The following is a 25,672-nucleotide window of genomic DNA, read 5'->3' as shown; positions in this document are numbered from 1 at the left end:
CAAGGGAGTTGGAGAACACAGCCGCAGAGTCCGGGAAGACTCATCACGGATTCTCAGGAGAGCTGGAGCAGCCCCCGGAGCAGATCGCGGCTCTCGGACGGGCCGGGGCTGTCCTGTTGCAGCTGCTTGAGCGCGCCCTCGTACTGGGTGACGTCCTCGCGCTTGTCCAAATAGAGCGCGCTGGTGAGCTGTTCCAGATAGACGACGTCCGACAGGTCGGACTCCGGGAAGCTCAGGATGGTGAAGGAACCGCTCTCGCCGGAGTGCCCGCCGAAGCTGAACGGCATGACCTGAAGTCGTACGTTGGGGCGCTCCGAGATGTCGATCAGATGCTGGAGCTGTCCGCGCATCACCTCGCGGTCGCCGTACGGGCGGCGCAGCGCGGCCTCGTCGAGGACGATGTGGAACTCCGGGGAGTTCTCGGAGACGAGGTACTTCTGGCGCTCCAGGCGCAGCGCGACGCGCCGGTCGATGTCGGCGGCGCTCGCACCCCTCATCCCGCGCTCGACGACCGCGTGTGCATACGCCTCGGTCTGCAACAGGCCGTGCACGAACTGCACTTCGTACGAGCGGATCAGATGGGCCGCGCCTTCGAGGCCGACGTAGGTGGGGAACCAGCTGGGCAGGACGTCGGAGTAGCTGTGCCACCAGCCGGCGACATTGGCCTCTTTGGCGAGGGAGACCAGGGAGGTGCGCTCCGCCTCGTCGTTGATGCCGTACAACGTCAGCAGGTCCTCGACGTCGCGCGTCTTGAAGCTCACCCGTCCCAACTCCATGCGGCTGATCTTCGATTCGGAGGCACGGATCGAGTAACCGGCCGCTTCCCGGGTGATGCCGCGCGCTTCCCGCAGGCGCCGGAGATGTGATCCCAGCAGCATGCGCCGCACCACCGAGCCGCTCGACTCACCAGCGCTCACGTTCGTCCGCCTCCCCAACCGTCTTCAAGGGCCGAAGTCTGCCACTAAAACACTTCAAGCAGTACTCGTTCGATTACGGAAACGGAAAGTAGCCAAAGGAGTCACACAGAAAAAGATCAGGAGAGGGGCAACAGGAGGGAAGAAGGTGACAGAAGAAATGAGCAAGAAGCGGTAGAGGAAGGTCCAATTCGGGCGCGTGCACGTGCATCTGCCCTTGCATCTGCTGTACGCATTCGGAACCATGGTCCTCGCGCCACCGCTGCATCGCAACGACCGCGAACACCCGGGAGTGCCTCGCATGGGGACGAATGGATCGACCATGCTCGAGCCCTTACGGCAGGGACTTCCGCCGCTCGACCCCGCGGCCGTGTCCAACGCCGCTTCCTGCGCCCTGCCCGCCCGCTATGAAGCGGTGCGCGAAGCACGGCAGTTCACCCGCAGAACGCTGGATCAGTGGGACATCGGCGACCGCTTCGACGACGTCTGTCTGGTGGTCTCCGAGCTCGTCACCAACGCGCTGCGGCACGCACTGCCCTCGGACACGCCCCGCTCGGACGACCAAGGGCCGCCCGTGCGGCTGCACTTGATGCGGTGGACCTCACGTCTGGTGTGCGCGGTGCGCGACCCCAGTCACGACAGCCCGGTCGCGGGCGACTCGGACGACTTCTCGGCGGAGTCGGGCCGCGGCCTGTTCCTGGTCGACTCCTTCGCCGACAGCTGGGGCTGGCACCCGCTCGCGGGCACCCTCAGCGGCAAGGTCGTGTGGGCGCTGTTCCGGCTGCCACAGCCGGGGCCGGCGGCGATCCCCGCCGAATAACGAACCGCGGCGCCTTTTGGCGCCGCGGTTCTACGCGCGTTACACAGGGTTGAACGGCCGTCGCGCTGGGTTGCACCCTCAGGGGCCCGGCATCAGCCCATGATCAGGTGGTCGAACTCGCCGTCCTTGATGCCCAGGAGCATCGCTTCGATCTCGGCACGCGTGTAGACGAGCGCGGGCCCTTCGGGGAACCGCGAGTTCCGCACGGCCACATCACCGCCGGGCAGCCGCGCGAACTCCACGCAGGAGCCCTGCGAGTTGCTGTGCCGGCTCTTCTGCCAGGCCACCCCGTTCAGCTCGGTCGCGGCCATGCCGTTGTACACGTCGTCAGCCATGCCGTTGTACACGTCATCCACGTCGTACACGTCGTGGTCCACAGGTTGCTCCCCGGTCGTGCAGTGGCTGAAGTGGCCATAGATGCAGTGGTCAACTGACCCGGATCATAGCTCTGTTCATGTGCAGATGCATGGGCAGATGCACGTGCACGCGGGGTGGTCCTGCGGTTACAGCTTTTACCGGCGCTTGACTACCGGCTGTCGCTCACTTGACTACGGCCTGCTGCTCGCCGGTCCGTACGCGGACTGCATACGGCCTGCATCCGGTTCAGCGCCTGCCCCGGAGATCGCAGGACATGCGATCTCCGGCCCCCGTTCATGCTCTTCCGCGCCAACATCCGTGCGGGATCGTCCGAATCGGATCCCTCGTGTATTAGGAACAGACGCGTACTGGGGCCTTGGTGTTCCAGTGTCCACGTAGTGGTCCAGTCCGCGGGACGGGCGGGGGTGGCGCCGGGGCACCGGACGGGAGGGGTCCGCTTCGGCTTGTGCGGGAGAAGTCGCATGTCAACGGTGCGGGGGCGGTTTCGAGTTGGGCTGGAGCGTGGGCCGATACGGATCTGCGGTTAGTAGAGCCACCGGTCGAGGAGCTCTGGCCAGAGGAACCCGGCGTAGCCCTGGAAAGCTGCTGGATCGATCTCTTTCAGCTCCTGGACAAGGTGGCCCAGCTCAGCCAGAGCCCGCTCTTCGTCCTCGTCAGAGAAGTACTCCTCGGGCTCGTCCGGCTCTCTGAGGAGCTCTGAGGCCGTGACGTGGCTGCCGTAGCAATGCAGGGTGTGGAGCCACAGGCCGAGAGTCGAGTTGGCGAACCATGCCTCCCCGTCCGGCATGACGTAGTAGACCGCACCGGTCTCCGGCTCGACACCGAACGACGACCGCTCCATCGGCACATCACGGTCGCTGTGATCTGCCAGGCGGTAGAGGGAGCCGCGAGACGTGTGCAGGGCCGGTTCACCCTCGCTTTGAAACACGATCCGCTCGATCAGGCGCGGGGCCACCGGAACGCCGACCTCGACGAGCGGCACCTTCATGGCCTCGGGGATCCGCCAGCCGGATACGACCTCCGGATCAGCTCGCGTGACATGCCTGGCACCGGCCCACCCAGCCAACTGGTCATACGTCACCATCGGAGGGTCCTCTTCGGTCGGATAGCAGCGCCGACCTTATAGGGCCTGGCCCGCCGACCGCCCCACACCTCAGTACTGGAGCCGTCCAGCCCTAGACCGAAGTTGCGGGGCGGCCCTTACCCCCTGGGTTGTTCTCTGTCCGCGGACCGGTGGGGGCTTGTCACGCAGTTCCCCGCGCCCCTGAAACGCGGGGCCTACCGGGACGCGGACGAGTACGGCAGCAGCGCCATCTCCCGCGCGTTCTTGATGGCGCGGGCCAGCATCCGCTGCTGCTGCGCCGTCACGCGCGTGACGCGACGGCTGCGGATCTTGCCGCGGTCGGAGATGAACTTGCGCAGCAGATCGGTGTCCTTGTAGTCGATGTACGTGATCCCGTCGCGGTCCAGCGGATTGGGGCGGGACTTGGCGGGCTTACGTTCGGTCTTGCGGGGCATGAGGCTTCTCAGACTTCCAGGAGGGTGTCGAAGGCGGGCGGCAGCCGTTTCCAGGCGGCGCGTCCGGCGGCGTACTCGATGTCGGTCAACAGGCAGGACTCCAGGAGGAGTTCGAGTCCGTCGCGGTCGAGGCCGGGGGAGGTGAACACCAGGTGCTGGCAGCAGTCGCCGTGCTCCGGGTGCCAGTCGAGCGCGGCGGCGGCCCGGCGCACCGGCGGGACCATGTCCCACGCCGCGTCCGGCAGCGAGGCGAGCCACGGGCCCACGTTCTCCACACACAGCGCTCCCCCGGCGGCGTCCCAGTGCAGCAGCGTGTCGGGCCGGTCGGCGAGCCAGAACCGCCCCCGGCTGCGCGCGGCCGCGCAGGTCAGGTCCTCCAGGGCCGCGTACAGCCGCTCGGGGTGGAAGGGGCGACGGCGGTGCCATACGAGGGTGGCGACGCCGTGCGCGTCGGCGTCGGCCGGGAGTAGCGCGCACGCCGGATGCTGGGCCGCGGCCGCCGCCTCGACGTCGAACCCGGCGAGCGCGGCCTCGGCCAGCGGGGAGCGCGCCAAGCCCCCGTAGTGGAGGGGCACTTGGCGGGCGGTCGGGTGCAACTGTGCCAGCAGCGCCCGGTCCTCGTCGTCGGCCTCCTCCGAGTCGGCCACGGCGAGGACGGGGGCGTACTCCAACTGTCGGGCGAAGGTGTCGGCCACCGTGCGCCGGTCGGTGGCGGCCGCGGCGAGGCCGCCGTCGGCGAGGTCGTCGCCGTTGCCGAGGTACGGGAGCAGCAGCGCCGGGTCGACGGCCGTGATCACACCGGTGAGCCGCAGGCCGCTCGCCGCCACGACCTCCGCCATGGCCTTGGGCTCCACGGACTCCCACAGCTCGACCACGGCCAGCCGCGTGAGGCCGGCGTCCGCGAGCCGCTCCAGTTCGGGCACCAGGTCCTCGCGCAGGGCGCAGCACGCGCAGTCGTTGACCAGGGGTGCCTCGCCGGTGGAGAGGATGCCGGTGCGGTCACGGATCGTACGGACGACCGTGCCCGCCGCGGCGGTCGCGAGGTCGTGGTGGAGCGCGACGCTGCCCGGGACGGCCGTCAGCAGATGCTGGACGGCCGCCCTGCGGGCATCGGCGTGCAGTCCGCCGACGATCGCGACGGAGAGCTCGGGCACGTTCAGCTCCGCTTTCCGTAACGGCGCTCGAAGCGCTCCACACGCCCGGCCGTGTCCAGGACGCGCGCGTTGCCCGTGTAGAAGGGGTGGCTGACGTTCGAGATCTCGACGTCGACCACCGGATAGGTGGTTCCGTCCTCCCACTCGACCGTCTTCTCGCTGGTCATGGTCGAGCGGGTCAGGAAGGCGTGGTTCGCGGCGCGGTCCCGGAAGACGACCGGGCCGTACGCCGGGTGGATTCCCTCACGCATGGCGGTCAGCGCTCCTCTCGGAAGTCGACGTGGCGGCCCGCGGCCGGGTCGTACTTGCGCAGGGTCATCCGGTCCGGGTCGTTCCGGCGGTTCTTCCGGGTGACGTACGTGAAGCCGGTCCCGGCCGTGGACCGGAGCTTGATGACGGGGCGGAGTTCGTTGCGTGCCATGGCTGGTATGTTACTGAAAATGAATCCCATTTCCAATACATCCACGAGAGAGGTGCGTCACCCTTGTCCGCGCACTGCATGCTGACCGGCGCCCGGCCGGGCTTCGGCAACCAGATCTCCCACTCCCACCGCCGCACATCCCGCCGCTTCGACCCGAACATCCAGCGCAAGCGCTACTGGCTGCCGGGCGAGGGCCGCTTCGTACGGCTGCGGCTGAGCGCGAAGGGCATCAAGACGGTCGACACGATCGGCGTCGAGGCGGCCGTGGCGCGGATCCGGGCCCGAGGAGTGAAGGTCTGATGGCGAAGAAGAGCAAGATCGCGAAGAACGAGAAGCGCCAGAAGACCGTCGCGCGGTACGCCGTCCGGCGGGCCGAGCTGAAGGAGATCGTCCGCCGGCCGTCGTCGAGCGACGCCGAACGGCTCGCCGCACAGGAGGAACTGCGCAGGCAGCCGCGTGACGCCAGCGCCACCCGCGTACGCAACCGGGACAGTGTGGACGGCCGTCCGCGCGGTTATCTGCGGACCTTCGGCCTCTCCCGGGTGAATCTGCGTGAGCAAGCGCACGCCGGATTCCTCCCGGGGGTGCGCAAGTCCTCCTGGTAGCTTGCTGCGGTCGTGCAGGCGAGCCTGGCGACTCCGGCATCATCACCCACCCTTGGGGGCTTCAGTGACTTCGGCGACCTTTCCGCGCAAGCAGGCGCGTATCGCGGTCGCGGCCGCGGGTCTGGCGGCCGCGCTCGCGCTGACCGGTTGCAGCAGCGACGACGGCGGGTCCGGCGACAAGTCCACGAGCCCCAGTGCGAGCACGTCCGCGACGGAGTCGGCCGCCACGGGCGGTGGCTCGGGCGACACCTCTACCGCCAAGAGCAAGCTGGAGGGCAGCTGGCTGGCGACGACGGACGGCAAGGCCGTGGCACTGGTGATCACCGGCAAGCAGGCCGCGCTCTTCGCCACGGGGGGCTCTGTGTGCAGCGGTACCGCCGGTGAGGAGGCGGGCATGCAGATGATCCATCTGACCTGCACGGACGGGAACAAGGACCGCGCCTCCGGCATGGTCTCCAGCGTCAACTCCACGTCCATGCGGGTCAAGTGGGAGGGCTTCGGGCAGGAGATCTACACGAAGTCCGACGGCGGGACGCTGCCCTCGGGGCTGCCGACGGCGAGCCTGGGCTCCTGAACGTCTGATCGTTACGGGCCGCGGAATCCTTCGGGTTCCGCGGCCCGTTCGTGTGACCGGAGGGGGTCAGGCAACGGCCGCGGATCGAAATGGGTGATGATCCATGCACCACGTCACCACCTCCGGGGGAACCCCATGCGCGCCCTTCCCATCGCCGTCACCGTCCTCGCGGCCGCCCTCGCCCTGACCTCCTGCGACGACAGCGGCGACAACAGCAGCAGCAGCAAGACCAGCGAGACCGGCAAGACCGAAACGAACGCCGTCGCCGCAGCCGACTGCAAGATCGACTCGGTCGGCATCCAGGTCGGCCCCGCCAACGTCGCACCGGCCGCCGGGGACACCGGCAACGTCCCCGTCACGATCACCAACCGCGACTCCCCGTGCACCCTGAAGGGCTTCCCCGGCCTCGAAGTCCACGCCGGGAGCACCTCCACGGACATCGTCGCGGACAAGGCCGCGACGCCGGAGAAGCTGACCCTGGCGAAGAACGACACCGCGTCCTTCACCATCACCTACGTACGGGGCACGGCGGGCGACGCGAACACCCTCGACCTGAAGACGCTGAAGATCAGCCTGCCCGAGGCCACCGCCACACAGGACTTCAAGTGGTCGTACGGCCCCGTCGCGGGCAAGGGCGGGGCGGGCGAGCTGGACGCCTCCGTGACCCCGTTCACGCACGCGGGCGACTGAGCCCCACGGGCGGTCCCGTTACGGGATCGGGCGCCGGCCCTTGACCTGTGCCCGGTCCGCCGCCGCGGCGCCCTCGTGCCATCCGGCCGCGTCGGTGACCCCGCGCAGCCGGGTGGTCACAGTCTCCGGGAACATACGGTCCATGTGGTCCGCGACCGCCACGTCGCGGGCCGCGAGGACCGGCAGCAACTCCCCCTCCGTGGCCGTCACCTGGCCTTCGGCGGCGGACGCGAGGCGGTCGCCGATCCGGTGCGCGTACGCGGCGAGGAAGGACTGCCGGAAGGTCTTCGTACGCTTCCGGCCACCCGCCCGCTGGGCGGCCTCCGCCTTCGTCATCGCCGTCGTGGCCTGCACGAGGAGTGAGGTGTAGAGGAGCTCGACCGCCTCCAGATCGGGTTCGAAGCCGACGACGGTCGAGAAGCAGAGGGCGTCGTTCCACACGGCCTTGCAGCGGTTCGCCCCGGCCACCGCGTCCAGGAGCACCGCCTTGGCCGTCTCGTACGGCGGCTCCACACCGATGCGGCAGGCGCCGGGCGCGTCCTTCGCGTGCGTACGCGCCGCCAGCAGCGCTTCGTCGATGCTGTGCCGCGCCATCAGCTCCTGCGCCTTGGCACTGAGCGCCTCCGCCTCCTCCGGAAACCCGGTCGCCTCGGCCTTCGCGAGCAGGGCGCGGATACGGGTGAGCATGCGGGTGTCCTGGGGAGCGGCCGTGGCCGGGCCCGTCCGGGATATGTCCAGGGGCTCGATGGCGGGGAGGCGGAGGAGCAGGCGGTAGAGCTCCAGGACGGCGGTGGCGTACGAGAAGCGGTCGGTACGGGGTGCCCGGGGCTCCGCCTCCAGTTCTTCGAGCTGGGCGGCCCAGCGGGGGCCTCGGGGCTGCCGGCGGTCCCCGCTCCCAATCCCGCCCCGGCTCTCGCTCTCGCTCTCGCTCTCGCTCTCGCTGAGGATCAGTGCTGACACCAGCTGTACGTGTGCGTCGTCCAGCTCGCGGCGCACGAACCGTACGACGTCGGCGGGCTGCCAGCCGCGCCGCCAGGCCCCGGCGACGAACTCCTCGCCGCGCCGGGTGAGTTCGGCGTCGGAGGCGGGGTCGGCGGCGAGCAGCGAGGCGCCCGTGTCGAGGGCCGCGTCGGAGTCCGCGTAGAGGGCGGCCTCGAAGGCGCGCTCCACGGTGCCGGTGCTGGACGTACTGCTGCTCATGCCTCGATCGTGCCATGGGGCACCGACATCGCCACGGGGACGGGGGTGGGTATGGCCTGCCCTACCCCCGGGACGCCCTCTGGTGGTCGTGTGCGCGGACGTCCGGGACGGTTCGCTGGAGGGCATGACCACCACTGCCGTACGTATCCGATCTCTGCGCCGTGATTATGGCGCCGTCGCCGCGCTGGACGGGGTCGATCTCGACCTCGCCGCCGGGAGCTTCACCGCCGTGATGGGGCCGTCGGGGTCGGGGAAGTCGACCCTGTTGCAGTGCGCGGCCGGGCTGGACCGGCCGACTTCCGGGACGGTCGCCGTCGACGGGGTCGAGCTGGCCGGGCTGAGCGAACGCCGGCTGACGCTGCTGCGACGGGAGCGGATCGGGTTCGTGTTCCAGTCCTTCAATCTGCTGCCGTCCCTGACCGCCGCGCAGAACGTCGCCCTGCCGCTGCGGCTGGCCCGGCGGCGGCCCGCGCGCGGGGCCGTGCGTGAGGCGCTGGACCGGGTGGGGCTCGGCGACCGTGCCGGGCACCGGCCGTCGCAGCTGTCGGGTGGGCAGCAGCAGCGGGTCGCTCTCGCGCGGGCGCTGATCACGCGTCCCGCGGTGCTGTTCGGTGACGAGCCGACGGGGGCGCTGGACACCGCGACCAGTCGTGAAGTGCTGTCGCTGCTGCGGGAGTTGGTGGACCGGGAGGGGCAGACGACGGTCATGGTCACGCATGACCCGGTGGCGGCCTCGTATGCGGACCGGGTGGTGTTCCTGGTCGACGGGCGGGTGAGCGGGGAGCTGGCGGGACCCTCGGCGGAGGCGGTCGCGGCGCGGATGGCGGGGCTGGAGCGTGTGACGTGCTGAGCCTTTCCTCGTTGCGTACACGCTGGGCGTCCCTTCTCGGCTCCTTCGTCGCCGTCGCGCTCGGGGTCGCGGTGATGACGGCGATGGGGCTCGGCCTCGCCGCCGCGCTCGATCCGCCCGCGCGCCCGCCTACGCGGTTCGCGTCCTCGCCCGTCGTGGTGATGGGCCGGGACACGCTCACGGTGGAGGTGCGGCGGGGGGCGGGGACCGCGCTCGTGTCGAAGCCGCTGGCTCATCCACACCCTGTGGACAGTGAATTGGTCCGCGAGCTGCGGGAGTTGGGCACCGTCCGAACGGACGGCTCGGCTCGGGATGCCGTCGGTGTCGACGCACCCGCCTCGGCCGTACGCCGAGTGGTCGGCGACCGCGGTCGCGTGCTGACCGGCGACGACCGTCACCAGGCCGACCCGTCCGCCGCGCGCGATGCCGAGGCGCTGGTCGGGGTCGACGCTCTGCTGGGCACGGCGGCCGGGGTGACGGCGTTCGTCTCGGTCTTCGTGACGGCGTCGACGTTCGCGTTCGTCGTGGCCTTGCGGCGGCGGGAGTTCGGGCTGTTGCGGATGGCCGGGGCGACGCCCGGTCAGGTGCGGCGGATGGTGCTCGGGGAGGCCGTCGCGGTGGGGTGCGCCGCGTCGGCGGTGGGGTGCGCGCTGGGGGCGCGGGGAGCGCCTCGGCTGGTGCGGGCGCTGGTGGACGGCGGGGTGGCGCCGTCCTGGTTCGCGCTGCGGGGGTCGGTGCACTGGCCTTACCAAGTCGCCTTCTGTACCGGGGTGTTGGTGGCCCTCGGGGGTGCGTGGGCGGCGGCGCGGCGGGCCGGGCGGGTCGGGCCCGTGGAGGCGTTGCGGGAGGCGTCCGTCGATACGGGGGTGATGCCGTGGTCGCGGCGCGTCGTCGGGTACGGGCCGCTGATCTGCGGGCTCGGGCTGCTGGGGTGGCTGCTGGGGACGGACCCTGCCGCGCTGCTGAAGCGGAAGACGTACGCGACGCAGCCGATGGTGCTCGTCACGGCGGTGGCGGCGCTTGCTCCCGTGCTGGTCCGTCCCGTCGTACGGCTGCTGCCCCTCGGTCGGCTGCCCGGGGCCGTGGGGTTGCTGATCCGTGAGAACGCGGGCGCTTCGCTGCGGCGTACGGCCGCCGTGGCGGCTCCCGTCCTGGTGACGGTCGCGCTGGCCGGGTCGCTGCTGGGGGCGGCGGCGACCGTGACGGAGGCGAAGGCCACGGAGGCGCGGGAGCGGACGCGGGCTCAATTCGTCGTCACCGGTGAGGGTGTGAGGGGGCTGCGGGAGGTACGGGTGGCCGGGGCGACGGTTTCCGGGTCCGCGTCCACTGCCGTGTTCGTACGGGAGGAGGGGACCGCGCTGGTGCGGTCGGACGCGCGGGCGGTGAGTGATGTGGCGGCGTTCGCGTCGGTGGCGCGGCTGCCGGTGGTGGCGGGGGACGTACGGGATCTCGATGACCGTTCGATCGTGGTGAACGAGGAGTGGGAGCGGCACGAGGTGGGCTCCTGGGTGCGTGTCCGGCTCGGGGACGGGCGGGCGGCGCGGCTGCGGATCGTGGCGGTGCTGGCGCGGGGTACGGGTGACAACGGGGCGTACGTGACCTCGGCGAACGCGGCCGGGGCCGTGGTCGACCGGCTCGATGTGCGCGTGGGGCGGGGGGTGGACCGGGCGGCCGTCGCGGCGGCGCTGCGGTCCTCCGGGGGGACGGTGCGGTCCACGTCGGCGTGGCTGTCCGCGACGCATCCGCGTACCGGGCCGCAGACTCGGCTGGGGCTGCTGGTGGTTCTGGGCATCGCCCTTGTCTACGCGGGGATTTCGCTCGCGGCGACGCTGCTGATGGCCGGGGCGGCGCGGGGGGTTGAGCTGCGGTCACTGCGGTTGGCGGGGGCTACGGGGGGACAGGTGGTGCGGGTGGTCGTGGGTGAGGCTGTGGTGGGGGTCTGGGTGGGGGCGGTCCTCGGGGGTGCGGTGGCGGGGGTGAACCTCGTGGGGGTGGCGGCGGCGTTGGGGCGGTTGTCGGCGCCGGTGGGGGTTGTGGTGCCTTGGGGGCTGGTTGGGGGGTGCGTGGGGGCGTGTTTGGTGGTTGCCTGCTGTGCGGCTGCATTGTCGGCGTTGGGGGTCGGGGCCGTGCCGGTACGTCCAGCCCGTCGCCGGTGGGCATTACTGCCTGCTGCCAAGGCATGAACTTGCCCATAACCACGTAAGCGACGGGCTGGACGTACCGACACGGCCCCTTCGGTGCGTCGCCGACTGCGCCGCCGTATCCGGTGGGGGTGGGTGGGGCCCCGTGCGTCGCCGACTGCGGGTGGGCGGGAGTGTGCACGCCGGCTGCGGGTGCGTGGCGGGTCTGCGGCCGGTGTCTCGCTTCGTGAAAATCGGTCGACGGATCCTTTGGGCGGTGTCGAGCATGGCGGGCATGGTCGACACATCTCTGTACGCGGCGTTTCTGATCGCCGGCTTCGCGCTTTGTGTTACTCCGGGACCCGACATGATGTTCATCGTGGCGATGGGAGGACGGGGAGGGCCCGCCACCGGGGTGCTGGCCGCGCTGGGGGTGGCGTTCGCGATGCTGGTGCATGCGGTGGCCGCGATGCTGGGGCTTTCAGCGCTGTTCACGACGTTGCCGACGCTTTATCACCTGCTGCGGTGGATGGGTGCCGCCTATCTGCTGTACCTCGCGGTGAAGGCGTTCCGGGATCGCGCGGTGCCGGTCGAGGGTGCCGGGGATGTCGGGCCGGGGCGGCGGCGGGCCTTCTGGCAGGGGGCCGTGACCAATCTCCTCAACCCGAAGGTGATTCTTTTCAACGTCGCCTTCCTGCCCCAGTTCGTGAACCCGGAACTGGGGCATGTGGCCGGGCAGTTCATGATCCTCGGGGTCACGATGGTGGTCATGGGATTCGCCGTCGACGGCTCGATCGGGCTGCTCTCCGGGCGGCTGTCGGCTCTGTTGCGGCGCAGCCGGCGGGTGTCTCGTGGGCTCAACCTCTTCAGCGGGACGGTGTTCGCGGGGCTGGCGGTGCGGTTGGTGGCCTCCTCGCCGAAGTAGCAGCCCAGCCCAAGCGGAAGCCGAAGCAGGAGAGGCCTTCGAGGTGTCAACTTCGGGTTGACACCCTTGGCGTGTCAACCTACGGTTGACATATGGCGAATCCACTCGGCACGGCATCAGTACGTCTCGACGACCTCATCGAGGCCATCAAGAAGGTCCACACCGACGCGCTGGACCAGCTTCAGGACGCGGTGATCGCCGCGGATCACCTGGGCGATGTGGCCGACCATCTGATCGGGCACTTCGTGGACCAGGCCCGTCGTTCGGGTGCGTCCTGGACGGACATCGGCAAGAGCATGGGGGTCACCCGGCAGGCCGCCCAGAAGCGGTTCGTTCCCAAGGCCGAGTCCGATCTCGACCCCAGCCAGGGGTTCGGCCGTTACACCGAACGTGCCCGCAAGGTGGTCATGGCCGCGCACAGTGCGGCCAAGGCCTCGGGCAGCGCCCAGGGGCTCCCCGCGCACCTCGTCCTCGGCCTCCTCACCGAGCCCGAGGCGCTCGGCGCGCAGGCGATCACCGCGCAGGGTGTGAGCCTGGACGCCGTCCGCGCGGCGGCGACCGCGGCGCTCCCGCCGGCCGCCGCCGAGGTTCCCGAACTCATCCCCTACGGTCCCGCCGCCAAAAAGGCCTTGGAACTCACCTTCCGCGAGGCCCTCCGCCTCGGCCACAACTACGTCGGCACCGAGCACATCCTGCTGGCCCTTCTGGAGTTCGAGAACGGCGAGGGCGTTCTCAGCGGGGTCGGTGTCGACAAGGCGGCGGCCGAGGCGCACATCGGGCGGGTGCTCGCGGAGATCGTGAAGTAGGCGGAGATCGTGAAGTAGAGGGAGCAGGGCCGCCCGCGGGTTGTGTGTCGGCTGCGGGTGGCGGTCTGCGGGCGAAACCATTGTCAGACCCTCCTGCAAGACTCGGAAGCATGACCGAGCGGTGGGCTCTCGCGGCGGCCGAGGACGGTGGTGTGGAGGTCGCCGTCCTCGGTGCCGGCGGGCTGCCCGCGGGGCCGGTGCGCAGGGAGGCGGATCTCGCGGAGGCCGTGCGGTCGCGGCCGGAGGTGAGCCGGTGGGTCTGGCGGTCCACGGCCGACGTGTATCCGCGGCTGCTCGCAGCGGGGGTGCGAGTCGAGCGGTGTTACGACATGGAGGCCGCCGAGACCCTGCTGCTCGGGCACGAGGGGCGGCTCGGCGAGCCCCGGTCGGCGGCTGCCGCGCTGGCCAGGCTGCGCGGCGGCCCCGTACCGGCTGATCCGCCGCAGCGGTCCGCCGAGCCCGGTTCGCAGTCCTCGCTTTTCGAGCCGCGTCCGGTCCACCTGCCGTTGGCAGATCTCCTGGAGGTGTACGCCGACCAGCAGCGCCGGCATGACGCCACCGCGCATCCGGAGCGGATGCGGCTGCTGACGGCCGCCGAGTCGGCGGGGATGATGGTGGCCGCCGAGATGAACGAGGCGGGGCTGCCGTGGAGCTCGGACGTGCACCGGGAAGTGCTGCACGAGCTGCTCGGGGAGCGGTACGCGGGCGGGGGCGAGCCCCGGCGTCTGGCCGAGCTGGCGGATGAGGTGTCGGCCGCCTTCGGGCGACGGGTCAGACCCGATCTGCCCGCCGATGTCGTCAAGGCCTTCGCGCAGGCCGGGATCAAGGTCAAGTCCACCCGGCGGTGGGAGATCGAGTCGATCGACCATCCTGCCGTGAAGCCGCTCGTCGAGTACAAGAAGCTGTACCGGATCTGGGTCGCTCATGGCTGGTCCTGGCTTCAGGACTGGGTGCGCGACGGGCGGTTCAGACCTGAGTACCTGCCTGGTGGGACGGTCACGGGGCGGTGGGTGACCAACGGCGGGGGCGCCCTCCAGATCCCCAAGGTGATCCGGCGTGCCGTCGTCGCCGATCCCGGGTGGCGGCTCGTCGTGGCCGACGCCGATCAGATGGAGCCCCGGGTCCTGGCGGCCATCTCCCGCGATCCCGGGCTGATGGAGGTCGCGGGGCGTGCGACCGACCTGTACCAGTCGGTCTCCGACCGGGCGTTCGCCGGTGACCGGGAGCAGGCCAAGATCGCGGTGCTGGGAGCGGTGTACGGGCAGACGTCCGGTGACGGGCTGAAGAACCTGGCCCTGCTGCGCCGGCGCTTTCCCAAGGCCGTGGCGTACGTCGACGACGCGGCGCGCGCGGGCGAGGAAGGACGGCTCGTGCGGACCTGGTTGGGGCGGACCTGTCCTCCGGCCGTGGGGGCGGGGGCGGACAGCGGGGAGGAGGCTGGTCTCCCCCAGGAACGTCCCGAGGGCGATGCCGCCGAGAGCGGCGCCGATCAAGGGTGGGTTCCCGGCTACGCCTCCTCCAACTCCCGTGCCCGCGGACGGTTCGCGCGCAACTTCGTCGTGCAGGGCAGCGCCGCCGACTGGATGCTGCTGGTGCTCGCCGCGCTCCGGCGCACCTGCACGGACCTCACCGCCGAGCTGGTCTTCTTCCAGCACGACGAGGTCATCGTGCACTGTCCGGCGGAGGAGGCGGACGCCGTGGTGACCGCGATCCGCGAGGCCGCCGACCTCGCGGGGCGCCTCACCTTCGGGGAGACACCCGTCCGGTTTCCGTTCACGACGGCTGTGGTGGAGTGCTACGCCGACGCCAAGTGAGCAGCGGATACACGGATACGGCCACTGCCCCGCCTGGTTTCACCGCTCCCCGTACCTACTCCGCCAGGAGCTTCCGCAGCTCCCCCACCACTGGGCTGTCCGTCTCCTCCAGCGCCTCCAGCGCCGACTTCCACTGCTCGTACGCCGCTTCGGTGTCACCGCGCAGGTGCAGGAGCAGCCCCCGCTGGTGGCGGGCCAGTCCTCCGGTGTACCGGTCGGCTCGGCGGTCGGCTCGGCACAGCAGCAGGTCGCACTCGCTCGTCGCCCGCTCCCAGTGCCCCACCCCGCGCAGCGCGCGCACCAGCCCGAGCCGGGTCTGCGACTCGCCGTGCCAGTCGCCGTGACCGCCGAGGATGCGCAGGCTCTCCTCGAAGTGCGGTACGGCGGCGGCCGGTTCGCCGAGGGTGAGGTGGGCGTAGCCGATGTTGCAGTGCGCGGAGTGCCGGAGGATGACGTCCCCCATCGCGTCGCCGATCGCCAGGCTGCGCTTGTGGTGGTCGATGGCGGCCCGGGGGTCGGTGTGCTCGTACAGGTTGCCGAGGTGGCTGTAGGTGATGGCCTCCATGTGCGGGTCGCCCAGCTCGCGGGTGAATTCGAGGCTTTGGAGCAGGGCCTCGCTGGACTCGGCGTAGCGGCCGAGCCCTTCAAGGAGCATGCCGCGGTTGTTCAGGCCCCGTCGCACCCAGGACAGGACGCCGAGGCGGCGCCAGATCGCCAGCGCCTCATCGTTCAGGGCGAGGGCGTCGCTCGCGCGGCCCGTCATGAAGTGCAGCCCCGCGAGGTCTCCGAGCGCGTATGCCTCGGCGGCCTCGTCGCCGAGCCTGCGCGCCGCTCCGAGCGCGGCCCGCTGGAGGAACTCCACCTCGGCGACGCGGCCGCTGCGTTGGACGTACGGGTTGAGCAGGCGCACCAGTACGGGGACGTACGGGGAGGTCTCCGCGTAACGCTCCACCAGCGCCACCACGTTCTCCAGCTCCAGGTCGCCCCAGGCGAAGGCCTCCTTCGAGGTGCAGAACGGTGGCGTCGCGGCGACGTCCACCGTGTGCGGGGGCGGTTGGGAGGCGGTGGGGCGGCTGCGGTCCTCGCGGTCGAGCCCGGGTTCGAGGATGGCTTCGAGGGAGCGGGCGGCGACACCGGCGTACCAGCGCAGGGCGAGCTCGGCGACGGCCGCGTCGTGGGCGCCGGGGTCGGGTGTTTCCGGGTCGGAGGACTCTTCGGCGGTCGCCGCGGCGTCCTCCGGCTCCCCCACGGTCCCCGTCGCCCCCGCGATCTCCCGGGCGAAGTCCCGCACCAGGTCGTGGGGTGCGTAGCGGCCGTACGCCGTCTCCTCCAGGAGGGCGACGTCGACGAGGCGGTCGAGGGCGGCCTCGGCGCGGCGCGGGTCGATGCCGGAGAGGCGGGCGAGGAGGGGCGCCCCGTACGCGGGGAGGTCGAGGGCGCCGATACGGCACAGGGCGAGCGCCGCGTCCCGGTCGGCCTCGCGCTCCGAGGCGCGCAGCGCGTCGTGCGCGACGGCCAGGGACCGGCGGACGCTCAGGTCGTCGTACTCCAGGTGGTGCAACCGGCCTTCCGTGGCGGCCAGTTGCCCGGCGAGCGCGTCCGGTGTGAGCGCGCGGCGGGCGGCGAGGCGGGCCGCGACGACGCGGAGGGCAAGCGGGAGTCCGCCGGTGAGTTCGACGAGGGCGTGGCCGCCGTCGAGGCCGTCCCGGCGGCCGGAGACCGCGCGGAGCAGCGTCGCGCTGTCCTCGTCCGACAGCGGCGCGAGCGGGAAGCGGTGTGCGCCGTCCAGCGCGGTGAGCGGAGACCGGCTCGTCACGATCACCGCGCAGCCCGCGCCCGCAGGCAGCAGCGGCCGCACCTGCGCGGCGTGTACGGCGTCGTCGAGCACCATCAGGGTGCGGGTGGGCGCGAGCATCGAGCGGAGCAACGCGGCCTTCGCGTCCGGGTGTTCGGGGATCCGGCGCGGCTCGGCGCCGAGGTCGCGGAGCAGCGCGGCGAGCGCCTGGCCGGAGGTGAGCGGGGTCATGCCGGGCGTGGCGCCGTGCAGGTTGACGTACAGCTGGCCGTCGGGGAAACGGTCCCGCAGCCCGTGTGCCGCATGCAGTGCGAGCGCGCTCTTGCCGACGCCGGCCATGCCGCTGAGCACGGCGACACAGGGCATCCCCTCGGCCGCGCCCGCGGCGCCGGGTCCGGTGGTCCGGCGCTCCGGGTCGAGGGCCAGCCGCAGTTCCTCGCGGATGTCGGCGCGGCCGGTGAAATACGCGGGCGGTGGCGGGAGTTGGGCGGGGCGCGGCGGGCCGCCCGCATCCGCCGGGACGGCCGTGGTCTGCGGCTCTCCCCGCCCTGAGCCGTCGGTGGCCTCCGGTGCCCCCTCGGGACCGCGCTGCTCCCGGAGGATCTCCAGATGGGCCTCGCGCACCGCGGGCCCCGGTTCGACGCCGAGCTCCTCCACCAGGCGGGCCCGCAGGTCACGGTGGACGGCGAGGGCTTCGGCCTGCCGCCCGGTGCGGTGCAGCACGAGCATCAGAAGCCGGTGGAAGGCCTCGCGGAGCGGGTGTTCGGCGGTGAGGGCGGCCAGTTCCGGGGCCAGCCGGTCGAGTCGGGCGGCCGTGGGAGCGAGCCGCAGCTCGGCTTCGTACCGCCATTCCAGGACCAGCAGCCGGGCCTCCTCCAGACGCTGGACGAAGGCGTGTCCGCCGATCTCGGGCGGCAGGCCGCTGAGCGGGGTGCCGCGCCACAGCGCGAGTGCCGCCGTGGACTCGCGCAGCGCCCGTTCCCAGTCCCGCCGGGCGTGTGCGGCGCGCGCGGCCGTGGCGTGGTCCTCGAAGACGCGGACGTCCAACTCGCCCTCGCCGACCCGCAGGACGTATCCCGGCGGGACGGCGCGCAGCCGCTCCGGATCGTCGAGGAGGCGCCGCAGCCGCGTCACATGGTTCTGCAGGGAGGCCTGTGCGGACGCCGGTGGTGCCCCGCCCCACAGCGCGTCCTTGAGTACGTCGACCGAGACGACCCGGCCCGGTTCCAGGAGCAGCGCCGCCAACAGGGCACGCATCTTCCCGCTGCCGATCGGCCTGAACTCGCCGTCGGCGCCGTACAGGACCGGCGGCCCCAGCAGCCCGAACCGCAGACCGAACCGCAGCCCGTCCCGCATCACGCCGCCCCACTGCCTTCCCGCGTGGCCGCTCAGGCCACGCCCCCGGCGACTTCGCGCCCTCTTACGGCGACATCCCGCCGACCGACTCACGGCCCCCGATGGATCCGTTGGCCACATGTTAGCGATCCGTTGGCGTGGCCTGATGTGATCACTTCATCGGATCTGGCCCGACGGTGCGCGCGTACAACGCGTAACTCGGGGGAGTGTCGCCGCCGCGGCCGGATCCGGGGACGCGAGAGGCCCCGGTCGTCGGAGGTGAGCGACCGGGGCCTCCGTCTGTCTTCCAGACGTCGCGGGCCTGAGCGAGACCGCTTGGGTGACGGGTCTCACGGGCCTCGGATGCGGGTTTCGCGGGCCTCAGATGACGGGCGGCCGGCCGAGCCGGGTGAGCCGCCACACCGTCCGCCAGCGCATCGGCCGCCGCTCCCCGCCGGACTGCCGCAGCCCCTCCGCGAACCCGCCGAACCAGGCTTTCAGCCCGCCGGCGGACCGGGTCCGTGCCAGCGTGAGCAGCATCCAGATTCCCAGGTGCACGGGGATCAGCGGAAGCGGCAGCCGGCGGCGGGTGAGCCAGACCCGGTTGCGGGCGGTCACCCGGTAGTAGATGGCGTGCCGGGCGGGCGAGGTCTTCGGGTGCTGGAGCAGCAGCCCGGGCTCGTACAGCACGGTCCACCCGGCGTCGATGGCACGCCAGGCCATGTCGGTCTCCTCGTGCGCGAAGAAGAACTCGGCGGGCCAGTCGCCGATCTCCGCGAGCATGGGCATGGAGAGGGCGTGCCCGCCGCCGAGGAACCCGGTGACCGGGCCGCCGCGCATCGGGTCCTTGGCCCCGACCCGCGGCACGTGGCGGCGCTGGGTCTCCCCGTTCTCGTCGGCGATGCGGAAGCCGACGATGCCGAGCCGCGGATCGGCCGCGTACAGGTCCCGTACCTTGCGCAGCACATCCGCGTCGACGAGCAGCCCGTCGTCGTCGAGCTCGACGACGACATCGACGTCCCCGAACTCACTCAGGCGCTGGAGTCCCACATTGCGGCCGCCGGGGCACCCGAGGTTCTCGTCGACCTCGATGGCGGTCACTTCCCCGGGCAGTCCGAGACGCTCGGCGAACTCGGGCAGCGGGCAGCCGTTGCCCACGATCACGATCCGCGCGGGGGCGACGTCCTGCTTGGCCACGGAGGTGAGCAGCGCGTCGACCTCGGTCGGCCGGTTCCCCATGGTCACCACGGCAACGGCGATCCGCGGCCCCTCCTCCGCCTGTGACACGACACCCACCCCATCCCGGCCGACAACTGTGCCGCGATGCTAGCCGTTCACCGGAATTCCCCCTCACGTACGCCCCGGTGTACGTCCGGATGCACGTACGGACGTAGGCACTCAAACCCGCCGGTTCTCCCTCCCCCGGTTCTCCCTGCGCCGTACGAACTTCAGCCCCGACCAGTCGTCGCCCAGCGCGGCCACCTTCACATCGACGACTCCGAGCGGCAGGAAGATCTCCCGCAGATCGTTCTCGGTGATGTCGCTCCGGTGCCCGGCCGCGCGCCGGGGCCAGGCGATCCAGAGCATCGCGTCGTCGGACAGGTCCCGGACCAGCCCGGACGCCTCCGCGGCCAGGTCCGCGAGGGCCCGGAAGAAGGCGACGGTCACGGCCGCCCCCTTCGGGCCCCCGGCGGCGACCTCGCAGCCCTCGGGCAGCCCAGGAATGTCCCAGTCCTCCGGCGCGTGCGTCAGCCGCACCCGCTGTCCTGCCTTGACACCGATCTTCTTGGCGAGCGGAGTACCGGAGTACCCGCCGCCGCCCGCCGGACCCGTCGTACCCGCCGTACCTTCAGCGCCGGAGACACCCATGCGTTCAGCATGGCACTGCGGGTGCGCCGCTCAGGCCGCGTACGCGCCCCTGATCTCGAACTGCTCGGCCGACGGCGGCCCGGCCAGCCAGTCCTTCAGGCCCGCCTGGAACTCGCGGAACTCCGCGATCGCGGGCAGCGGGTTCTCGACGCCGTCCGCGAGTTCCAGCTGCGCGACGTACGTGACTCCGTCGGGCAGCCGGTACGAGGCGTAGCGCACGCCCGCGGGCCGCTCGCGCTCGATGGCGGTGAACATCTTCTTCAGGGCCTCTTCGAGCTCGCCGACGAACTCGGGCTTCGCGGTGGAACGCACCATCAGAACGGTCATGTCGTCCTCTCCCTGTCTCCCTCTCAGCGGGCCACGTCGTCGCGGCTCCGTCGTCCCCCTGACGCGCGGGAGGGCGGATGTGTGACAGGGGACGAATTCCGTATCGCGCAGTCGCGCATCGCGGTGTGCGGGATCGCGGGATCGCTGGATCAGTGAGCGACCGGGGGTGCGATGCAGGCCGTCTCCGGATAGGGGCCGGTGACCTCGGTCCACACCCGGTCCGCGCTCACCGTGCCGGAGATACAGGCCGTCTTGCCGACCCAGATGCCGTACGCGGTGCCCGGCACCTTCTCCGCGTGGTCCACGTTCCACTTCGACCACGGGTCCTGGACCCGCATGTCCGTGGCGCGGAACCCGAGGGAGAGAAGCACGGGCCGTACGTCCTCGGGGCTGATGCGCCCCTGCCGGCGCAGCTTCTCCAGTGCCGGCCCGACCTTCTTCGCCTTCTCCTTGGCGGCCGCCTCGTCCGCCGGGCTCATGTCCCCCGGGCGGCGGCCGATGTTGTTCTCGGCGTTGTGCGGCGCGCTGTCACCCCGGTCCGGCTCGGCCTGCGGGCTCGCGGGCGGCGAGGAGGAGCCGGCGGCCGGGGTGCGGGACGGCTGCGCGCCGGGCGTCTGGGTTCCGCACGCGGCGAGCGACACGGCGGCGGTCACGGCTAAGAGGGCGGCGCGGACGGCGCTCTGACGGCTCCGACGGCTCTCACCGCTCGCATGGAAAGACATGACGCCAGGTTGGCAGAGGGGGCGGCCCGGCCACGTGAGTACGGACACTCATATCCGCCGGAAAGAGCCCGCGAAGAGCCCGCGAGGAGCGACCAACGACCTTACTCCACTGGGGAGTTGAAGGGGATCGCCAGAAGAGGGCCCGCTGTCACCATGCTCCCGCCGGCCACAGGAGTGACATCGAGCCGGCGCCCCCACATCTCCGCCCCCTGAGGGCTTGCCTTCTCTGTCTGTCGGCGCCGGTCCCCGGGTGCGGTTGCACGCCCTGATCTGGGCGTGAATCCCAGGAGAAAGACAGGAAGTTGAGACGCAGCATAGTGAGATATGCGCGTGTCCCGGTGACCATGGCCGTCGCGATCGCGGTGGCCAGTGGTACCGGTACGACGCAGGCCTACGCAGACGCAGTCCCGCCCGGAGCGGCCAACGGATGGTCCTCCCCGAAGACCGCCACCAAAGACAAGGCGGCGACCGAGCCCAGCGCCGTTCCCGCGAAGAAGCGTGCCGCGCTGCTCGGCAAGAGCTACAAGTCGTCCTCGGACCGGGCGTTCACGACGTCCGGTGACGGCACGGGTTTCCATGTGATGGTGGCCGACGAGAAGAACGGCTACGCGTGGAAGACCGCCGCCTCGCTGTCCGAGCCGGGTTTCGAGACGGACACCTGGATCGGCAACGCCTGTGTGACCGGGTCCGGCAAGTACGCCGCCGTGGCGTACGCGCCGCGCACCTTCACCAACAAGCCCGAGCTGATGAGCCGCGGCGCCTTCACCGCGATCGTGAACCTGGACAGCGGCGCCGTACGGAAGCTGCCGTTCCAGGCCACGCTCGGCTACTTCTCGCCGGGCTGCGGCACCGGTGACGAAACCGTGTTCTCCCAGTTCACCGACGAGAACACGTCCAAGACGAACGAGACCCGGCTGGTCAGGGTCGCCGCCGCCACGGGGAAGACCGCGAAGACGAAGGTGGCCGGTCAGGTCACCTCGGCGGTGCCGGTCGACGGCGAGATCGTCGCCGCGCGCGGCGCTCAGGTCGTACGGATCGACGGCTCCACGGTGAAGACGGTGGCCCGCACCCACGCCGTACCGTTCCAGCTGGCGCCGGACGCCGACGGCGGTGTCACCTTCATCGACCGGCTGCCCGGCGGAAAGAAGAAGTCCTCGACCGACGACCAGGCCGCCGTCTCCCGTGTCACCGCGGGGGCGCTGCGGGCGGCGAACGGCAAGGCGAAGGCCGCGCAGCTCGCGCAGGGCTCGCTGACCAAGTTCGACCTCACGCGCACGCCCGCGGGAACGGTGTACGTCACCGGCAAGGCCCGCACCGGCAGCTCGCTGCCCGGTGCGGTCCGCAACCCGGGGGGCCTCGACAAGGACGCCCGGATCTCCAGCCGGGGCGCCGCCGCCGTGACCACGGCGTGGGCCGACGGCAAGGACTCCAGGATCACGCAGCAGGACTCCTTCTCGGCGCGCGCCGCGAGGATCACCCTGAAGGCCCTGGACACCGGCAGGACAACCGTCCTGGACGCCATGCCGGGCAACCGGATCGGCAGCGCCGCCGCCCAGCGCTCGGCGACCGCGACGAGCCCGGCCCTGGCCGCGCCCGCCAAGGCCGGCGGGATCTCGACCCTGTCGACGCCGGTCGACACGGACCGCACGTGTGCGGTCCCGCGCAACGACCCGAAGAAGCAGGCGTTCCAGCCGACTCCGCGGCAGATCGAGTGGGCCGTGGACCAGGCCGTCGTCGGCACGCTCAACAAGGGCGCGACCCGGGCGGCGAACTGGAAGAACACGGGGATGGCCGCGTACGCGCCGCAGACCCTGTTCCCGCTCAATTCGCTGAGCGGCGGCAGCGGCACGGACTGGCACGTCCCGGCGACGGTGATGCTCGGCGTCACCGCGCAGGAGTCGAACATGTGGCAGGCGACCCGCTACGCCGTACCGGGCGTCACGGCGAACCCGCTGGTCGGCAACTTCTACGGCACCGTCTACTCCTCCGACGGCACGCAGACCGACCCGTGGGCCATCGACTGGACCAAGTCGGACTGCGGCTACGGCGTCACCCAGGTCACCGACGGCATGCGGCTTCCGGGCCATGGCCAGGACACGTTGACGACGACGCAGCAGGAGGCCGTCGCGCTCGACTACGCGGCCAACATCGCGGACGGCGTGAACATCCTGGTCGAGAAGTGGAACCAGACCCGCGCCGACGGAATCGTCATCAACGACGGCAGCCCGAAGTACATCGAGAACTGGTTCGCCGCCCTGTGGTCGTACAACACGGGCTACCACCTCCAGGCGGACGCGGGTAGTAACTCCGGCAAGTGGGGCCTCGGCTGGACCAACAACCCGGCCAACCCGCTGTGGAAGGAGAACCGTACGCCGTTCCTGGAGGACGCGGCGGGCGCCGACGACTACAGCCACGCCGCGCACCCGCAGGACTGGCCGTACGAGGAGAAGGTCATCGGCTGGGCGGCCCGGCCGATCTCGGCGATGTTCGCGCCCGGCGACTTCCAGGCCGGTTACCGCGCCGCGTGGTGGAACAGCAACGCCTACCGCACGGCGGCCAAGCCCCCGATCTCGCTGTTCTGCGACAGCAGCAACGACTGCGACGCGTCGAAGATCAGCACGGACGCCACGAACGACACCGGTGGCGGCCCCTGCCTGCTTCCGGGTGACCCGAGCACGACGGACCCGCTCTACCTGAAGTGCTGGTTCACCAAGTCCGCGACCTGGAAGAACTGCACGACCAGCGCCCAGTGCGGCAACCCGATCCACCGGTTCGACGACACCTATCCCGAGCAGGCGGACGCCAACTCGTATCCGCCGGAGTGCTCGGCCAACGTGCCCTCCGGGACGTACATCGTCGACGACGTCGCCGACGGGATCGTCCCAGCCGGTTCCAGCACCCGATCGTGCGGAACGGTGTCGTCCGCGGGCTCGTTCGACATGGACTTCGGGAGCGCCTCGTCCCGGATCGACCTGCACCAGATCGGTGCGGCCTACGGCAACCACTTCTGGTTCTCGCACACCAACAAGAGCGGGACGACCGACGCGGCCCGGCTGCAGACCACCGGCACCTGGACGCTGAACAAGTCGGACCGCGGCTGGATGCGCGTCTGGGTGCACCTGCCCGACCACGGCGCGCACACCCGCCAGGCCATGTACAAGGTGGGCGGCACGAACTCCACCAGCCCGAACCGCGCGCTGCCGCAGCGGGTGATGAAGAACGAGTGGGTGCCGCTCGGCGTCTTCAACTTCACCGGAACGCCCACGGTGGCCCTGTCGAACGTGACAGAGGACGGCAAGGGCACGGAGGACATCGCCTGGGACTCGGTCGGCTTCCAGCCGCTGAGCGGCAAGGCGACGAACACGGTCGTGGCCATGGGCGACTCCTACTCCTCGGGTGAGGGCGCCTCGGAGAACGGCGGCGACGACTACTACCCGGAGTCCGACTACTACGACCCGCTTCAGCCGGACACCGAGGACAAGTGCCACCGGTCGAAGTACTCCTGGTCGCGGCAGGCCACGCTGCCCGGCTACTCGAAGTCGATCGGGGCGATGGCCGACGACCGAGACTCGGACATGGACTACCACTTCATCGCCTGCTCCGGCGCCCGCCACTACAACATCCTGCGCCAGGGCCAGAGCAGTGAGCTGCCACAGATCGACCAGGGCTATCTCGACCAGAACACCACGCTGGTCACCCTGAACGTCGGCGGCAACGACGCCCGGTTCGCCGACATCGTCCAGGAGTGCATCACGGCCCTGACCGTGTGCAACGACAACTCCATCGATGCCGTCGACCCGGACACCGGGCAGAAGAACGGCGAGTCGACCGGCTCACTGGAGGACTGGGCGCCGACGTGGCTCCACGAGCAGATCCGGCCGCGGCTGGCCGGCACGCTCAACGCGATCCATCTGAAGGCGCCGAACGCGAAGATCGTTCTCATGGGCTACCCGAAGCTCCTGGAGAACGACGGCAGTTGCATCCCCGGCATCGGGACCGAGGAAGCTCCGTGGCTGAACGGCATGGCGGACACGCTGGCCACCGAGATGCAGGGCGCGGTCGACGACGCCAACAGCCAGTACGGCGCGAACGCGGTCTTCTCCGACCCGCGGGACGAGTTCGCCGGCAAGGCGATCTGCGGTGACCCGGAGGACGTGAACGGCATCGTCCTGTCCGGCCACTCGCAGGCGGACAACCGGGACTGGAACTGGCTGCCGGGCAATGTGGCGCCGTCCATGAAGTCCTTCCACCCGAAGATCGCGGGTGCGCGGTTGTACGCCGACAGTCTGCAGAACACGCTGTAGGCGGTCTCTGTAGGCAGTCTCTGTAGAAGAAGCTCTACGGAAAGAGGCTCCGTAGAAGCGGCTCCGTAGAAGCGACGGGGGCCTGAGTACTCGTACTCAGGCCCCCGTTGACGTGCCATGGAAGGCTGGCGTCATGACGAACCGCAGGACCGCCCGCTGGGTGAAGGGTGCTGCCGTGTCGGCGGTGTCCGCCGTCGTCTGCTACTGGATCTGGACGTCCTGCCGGGAGTGGGCGTCAGGTGTGCGGGAGGCCGACCAGGACGCGTTCCTCGCCGGGTCCCTGGAGTCGCTGCTGGCGGGGATCGCCGGGGTGGCGTCGATGCCGCTGCTGCTGTGGGCGGGGATGCGGCTACTGAAGGAGCGCGGCAACCACCTGCTCGTGCTGGTCGGCGCGATGGCGTGGATCCTCCTCGGGGGCCATGTGGTCGAGGACGAGGTCGGCACCGGCGCGACCGCCGGGTTCCTGGCCCTGTTCGCGGCGCTCGGGGGTCTGCTGGCCGGGGTCGGGACGCGCGGCGAGTAGCCGGAGCG

The 25,672-nt window shown here is 70.9% G+C and carries 25 protein-coding genes; 12 read left to right on the top strand and 13 right to left on the bottom strand.

All coding sequences use genetic code 11. The features are described from left to right. Positions 1-53: 53 nt before the first annotated feature. Entirely contained in the window at positions 54-878 is an 825-nt protein-coding gene (locus OG975_RS26780; protein WP_406336474.1) for a helix-turn-helix domain-containing protein, read from the bottom strand. Between the two features lie 337 nt (positions 879-1,215). On the opposite strand from OG975_RS26780, the gene OG975_RS26775 reads away from it, so the two are divergent. After that, positions 1,216-1,734 carry an ATP-binding protein gene (locus OG975_RS26775; protein WP_406331934.1) on the top strand — a complete coding sequence of 173 codons (519 nt, stop codon included), beginning with the start codon at positions 1,216-1,218 and terminating at the stop codon, positions 1,732-1,734. A 92-nt stretch (positions 1,735-1,826) separates the two neighbouring features. Here the strand turns inward: OG975_RS26775 and OG975_RS26770 are convergent, their stop codons facing one another. From OG975_RS26770 to rpmG, 6 genes are all read right to left on the bottom strand, one after another. Continuing rightward, the gene (locus tag OG975_RS26770) at positions 1,827-2,111 is read right to left on the bottom strand and encodes a DUF397 domain-containing protein (RefSeq protein ID WP_381261573.1); all 285 of its coding nucleotides are present in this window, start codon (positions 2,109-2,111) and stop codon (positions 1,827-1,829) included. Positions 2,112-2,635: 524 nt separating this feature from the next. After that, positions 2,636-3,196 carry an SUKH-4 family immunity protein gene (locus OG975_RS26765; protein ID WP_406331932.1) on the bottom strand — a complete coding sequence of 187 codons (561 nt, stop codon included), beginning with the start codon at positions 3,194-3,196 and terminating at the stop codon, positions 2,636-2,638. 194 nt (positions 3,197-3,390) lie between these two features. After that, complete coding sequence (gene rpsR / locus OG975_RS26760) at positions 3,391-3,630, bottom strand: 30S ribosomal protein S18 (protein ID WP_406331931.1); 240 nt, start codon at positions 3,628-3,630, stop codon at positions 3,391-3,393. A gap of 8 nt (positions 3,631-3,638) precedes the next feature. After that, positions 3,639-4,784 (bottom strand): CobW family GTP-binding protein, encoded by a 1,146-nt coding sequence (locus tag OG975_RS26755; RefSeq protein WP_406331930.1) that lies wholly within the window; start codon positions 4,782-4,784, stop codon positions 3,639-3,641. A gap of 2 nt (positions 4,785-4,786) precedes the next feature. Then, on the bottom strand, positions 4,787-5,035 hold the full coding sequence (locus OG975_RS26750) for a type B 50S ribosomal protein L31 (RefSeq protein WP_330306381.1): 249 nt from the start codon (positions 5,033-5,035) through the stop codon (positions 4,787-4,789). A gap of 5 nt (positions 5,036-5,040) precedes the next feature. Then, entirely contained in the window at positions 5,041-5,205 is a 165-nt protein-coding gene (gene rpmG, locus OG975_RS26745) for a 50S ribosomal protein L33 (RefSeq protein WP_327430580.1), read from the bottom strand. A 63-nt stretch (positions 5,206-5,268) separates the two neighbouring features. Between rpmG and rpmB the strand changes: the two genes are divergently transcribed. The 4 genes from rpmB (at position 5,269) to OG975_RS26725 (ending at position 7,074) form a co-directional block, all read left to right on the top strand. Next, positions 5,269-5,505 (top strand): 50S ribosomal protein L28, encoded by a 237-nt coding sequence (rpmB, locus tag OG975_RS26740; RefSeq protein ID WP_369261036.1) that lies wholly within the window; start codon positions 5,269-5,271, stop codon positions 5,503-5,505. Further along, positions 5,505-5,810 carry a 30S ribosomal protein S14 gene (gene rpsN / locus OG975_RS26735; RefSeq protein WP_406331929.1) on the top strand — a complete coding sequence of 102 codons (306 nt, stop codon included), beginning with the start codon at positions 5,505-5,507 and terminating at the stop codon, positions 5,808-5,810. Before rpmB ends, rpsN begins: the two co-directional genes overlap by 1 nt. Positions 5,811-5,874: 64 nt before the next feature. Beyond that, positions 5,875-6,384 (top strand): hypothetical protein, encoded by a 510-nt coding sequence (locus tag OG975_RS26730; RefSeq protein WP_406331928.1) that lies wholly within the window; start codon positions 5,875-5,877, stop codon positions 6,382-6,384. Between the two features lie 135 nt (positions 6,385-6,519). Beyond that, positions 6,520-7,074 carry a DUF4232 domain-containing protein gene (locus OG975_RS26725; RefSeq protein WP_406331927.1) on the top strand — a complete coding sequence of 185 codons (555 nt, stop codon included), beginning with the start codon at positions 6,520-6,522 and terminating at the stop codon, positions 7,072-7,074. Between the two features lie 18 nt (positions 7,075-7,092). On the opposite strand, the gene OG975_RS26720 is transcribed toward OG975_RS26725, so the two are convergent. Then, positions 7,093-8,274 carry a DUF2786 domain-containing protein gene (locus OG975_RS26720; RefSeq protein ID WP_406331926.1) on the bottom strand — a complete coding sequence of 394 codons (1,182 nt, stop codon included), beginning with the start codon at positions 8,272-8,274 and terminating at the stop codon, positions 7,093-7,095. 124 nt (positions 8,275-8,398) lie between these two features. On the opposite strand from OG975_RS26720, the gene OG975_RS26715 reads away from it, so the two are divergent. From OG975_RS26715 to OG975_RS26695, 5 genes are all read left to right on the top strand, one after another. Further along, positions 8,399-9,124: an ABC transporter ATP-binding protein gene (locus tag OG975_RS26715; protein WP_406331925.1), complete on the top strand. Its 726-nt coding sequence runs from the start codon at positions 8,399-8,401 to the stop codon at positions 9,122-9,124. Further along, positions 9,118-11,307 carry an FtsX-like permease family protein gene (locus OG975_RS26710; RefSeq protein WP_406331923.1) on the top strand — a complete coding sequence of 730 codons (2,190 nt, stop codon included), beginning with the start codon at positions 9,118-9,120 and terminating at the stop codon, positions 11,305-11,307. Before OG975_RS26715 ends, OG975_RS26710 begins: the two co-directional genes overlap by 7 nt. Before the next feature lie 232 nt (positions 11,308-11,539). After that, the gene (locus tag OG975_RS26705; RefSeq protein ID WP_406336472.1) at positions 11,540-12,169 is read left to right on the top strand and encodes a LysE family translocator; all 630 of its coding nucleotides are present in this window, start codon (positions 11,540-11,542) and stop codon (positions 12,167-12,169) included. Between the two features lie 92 nt (positions 12,170-12,261). After that, positions 12,262-12,975 (top strand): Clp protease N-terminal domain-containing protein, encoded by a 714-nt coding sequence (locus OG975_RS26700; protein ID WP_406331922.1) that lies wholly within the window; start codon positions 12,262-12,264, stop codon positions 12,973-12,975. 110 nt (positions 12,976-13,085) lie between these two features. Next, positions 13,086-14,789 (top strand): bifunctional 3'-5' exonuclease/DNA polymerase, encoded by a 1,704-nt coding sequence (locus tag OG975_RS26695; RefSeq protein ID WP_406331921.1) that lies wholly within the window; start codon positions 13,086-13,088, stop codon positions 14,787-14,789. Positions 14,790-14,844: 55 nt separating this feature from the next. Here the strand turns inward: OG975_RS26695 and OG975_RS26690 are convergent, their stop codons facing one another. From OG975_RS26690 to OG975_RS26670, 5 genes are all read right to left on the bottom strand, one after another. Continuing rightward, the gene (locus OG975_RS26690; protein WP_406331920.1) at positions 14,845-17,940 is read right to left on the bottom strand and encodes a BTAD domain-containing putative transcriptional regulator; all 3,096 of its coding nucleotides are present in this window, start codon (positions 17,938-17,940) and stop codon (positions 14,845-14,847) included. 360 nt (positions 17,941-18,300) lie between these two features. Then, the gene (locus OG975_RS26685; RefSeq protein ID WP_406331918.1) at positions 18,301-19,215 is read right to left on the bottom strand and encodes a glycosyltransferase family 2 protein; all 915 of its coding nucleotides are present in this window, start codon (positions 19,213-19,215) and stop codon (positions 18,301-18,303) included. 102 nt (positions 19,216-19,317) lie between these two features. Further along, entirely contained in the window at positions 19,318-19,788 is a 471-nt protein-coding gene (locus tag OG975_RS26680) for a DUF3052 domain-containing protein (RefSeq protein ID WP_406331916.1), read from the bottom strand. Positions 19,789-19,818: 30 nt separating this feature from the next. Continuing rightward, positions 19,819-20,115 carry a hypothetical protein gene (locus OG975_RS26675; RefSeq protein WP_330306368.1) on the bottom strand — a complete coding sequence of 99 codons (297 nt, stop codon included), beginning with the start codon at positions 20,113-20,115 and terminating at the stop codon, positions 19,819-19,821. Between the two features lie 149 nt (positions 20,116-20,264). Continuing rightward, positions 20,265-20,837: a hypothetical protein gene (locus tag OG975_RS26670; protein ID WP_406331915.1), complete on the bottom strand. Its 573-nt coding sequence runs from the start codon at positions 20,835-20,837 to the stop codon at positions 20,265-20,267. Positions 20,838-21,181: 344 nt separating this feature from the next. On the opposite strand from OG975_RS26670, the gene OG975_RS26665 reads away from it, so the two are divergent. Continuing rightward, positions 21,182-25,141 carry an SGNH/GDSL hydrolase family protein gene (locus OG975_RS26665; protein ID WP_406336470.1) on the top strand — a complete coding sequence of 1,320 codons (3,960 nt, stop codon included), beginning with the start codon at positions 21,182-21,184 and terminating at the stop codon, positions 25,139-25,141. A 133-nt stretch (positions 25,142-25,274) separates the two neighbouring features. Beyond that, on the top strand, positions 25,275-25,664 hold the full coding sequence (locus OG975_RS26660) for a hypothetical protein (protein ID WP_406331914.1): 390 nt from the start codon (positions 25,275-25,277) through the stop codon (positions 25,662-25,664). Positions 25,665-25,672: the final 8 nt, after the last annotated feature.

The sequence above is a fragment of the Streptomyces sp. NBC_00203 genome (assembly GCF_045206325.1).
GTDB classification, from domain to species: Bacteria; Actinomycetota; Actinomycetes; order Streptomycetales; family Streptomycetaceae; genus Streptomyces; species Streptomyces lutosisoli.
Note: the sequence above shows the minus strand (reverse complement) of the source record. Positions and strands in the feature narration are given on the sequence as shown.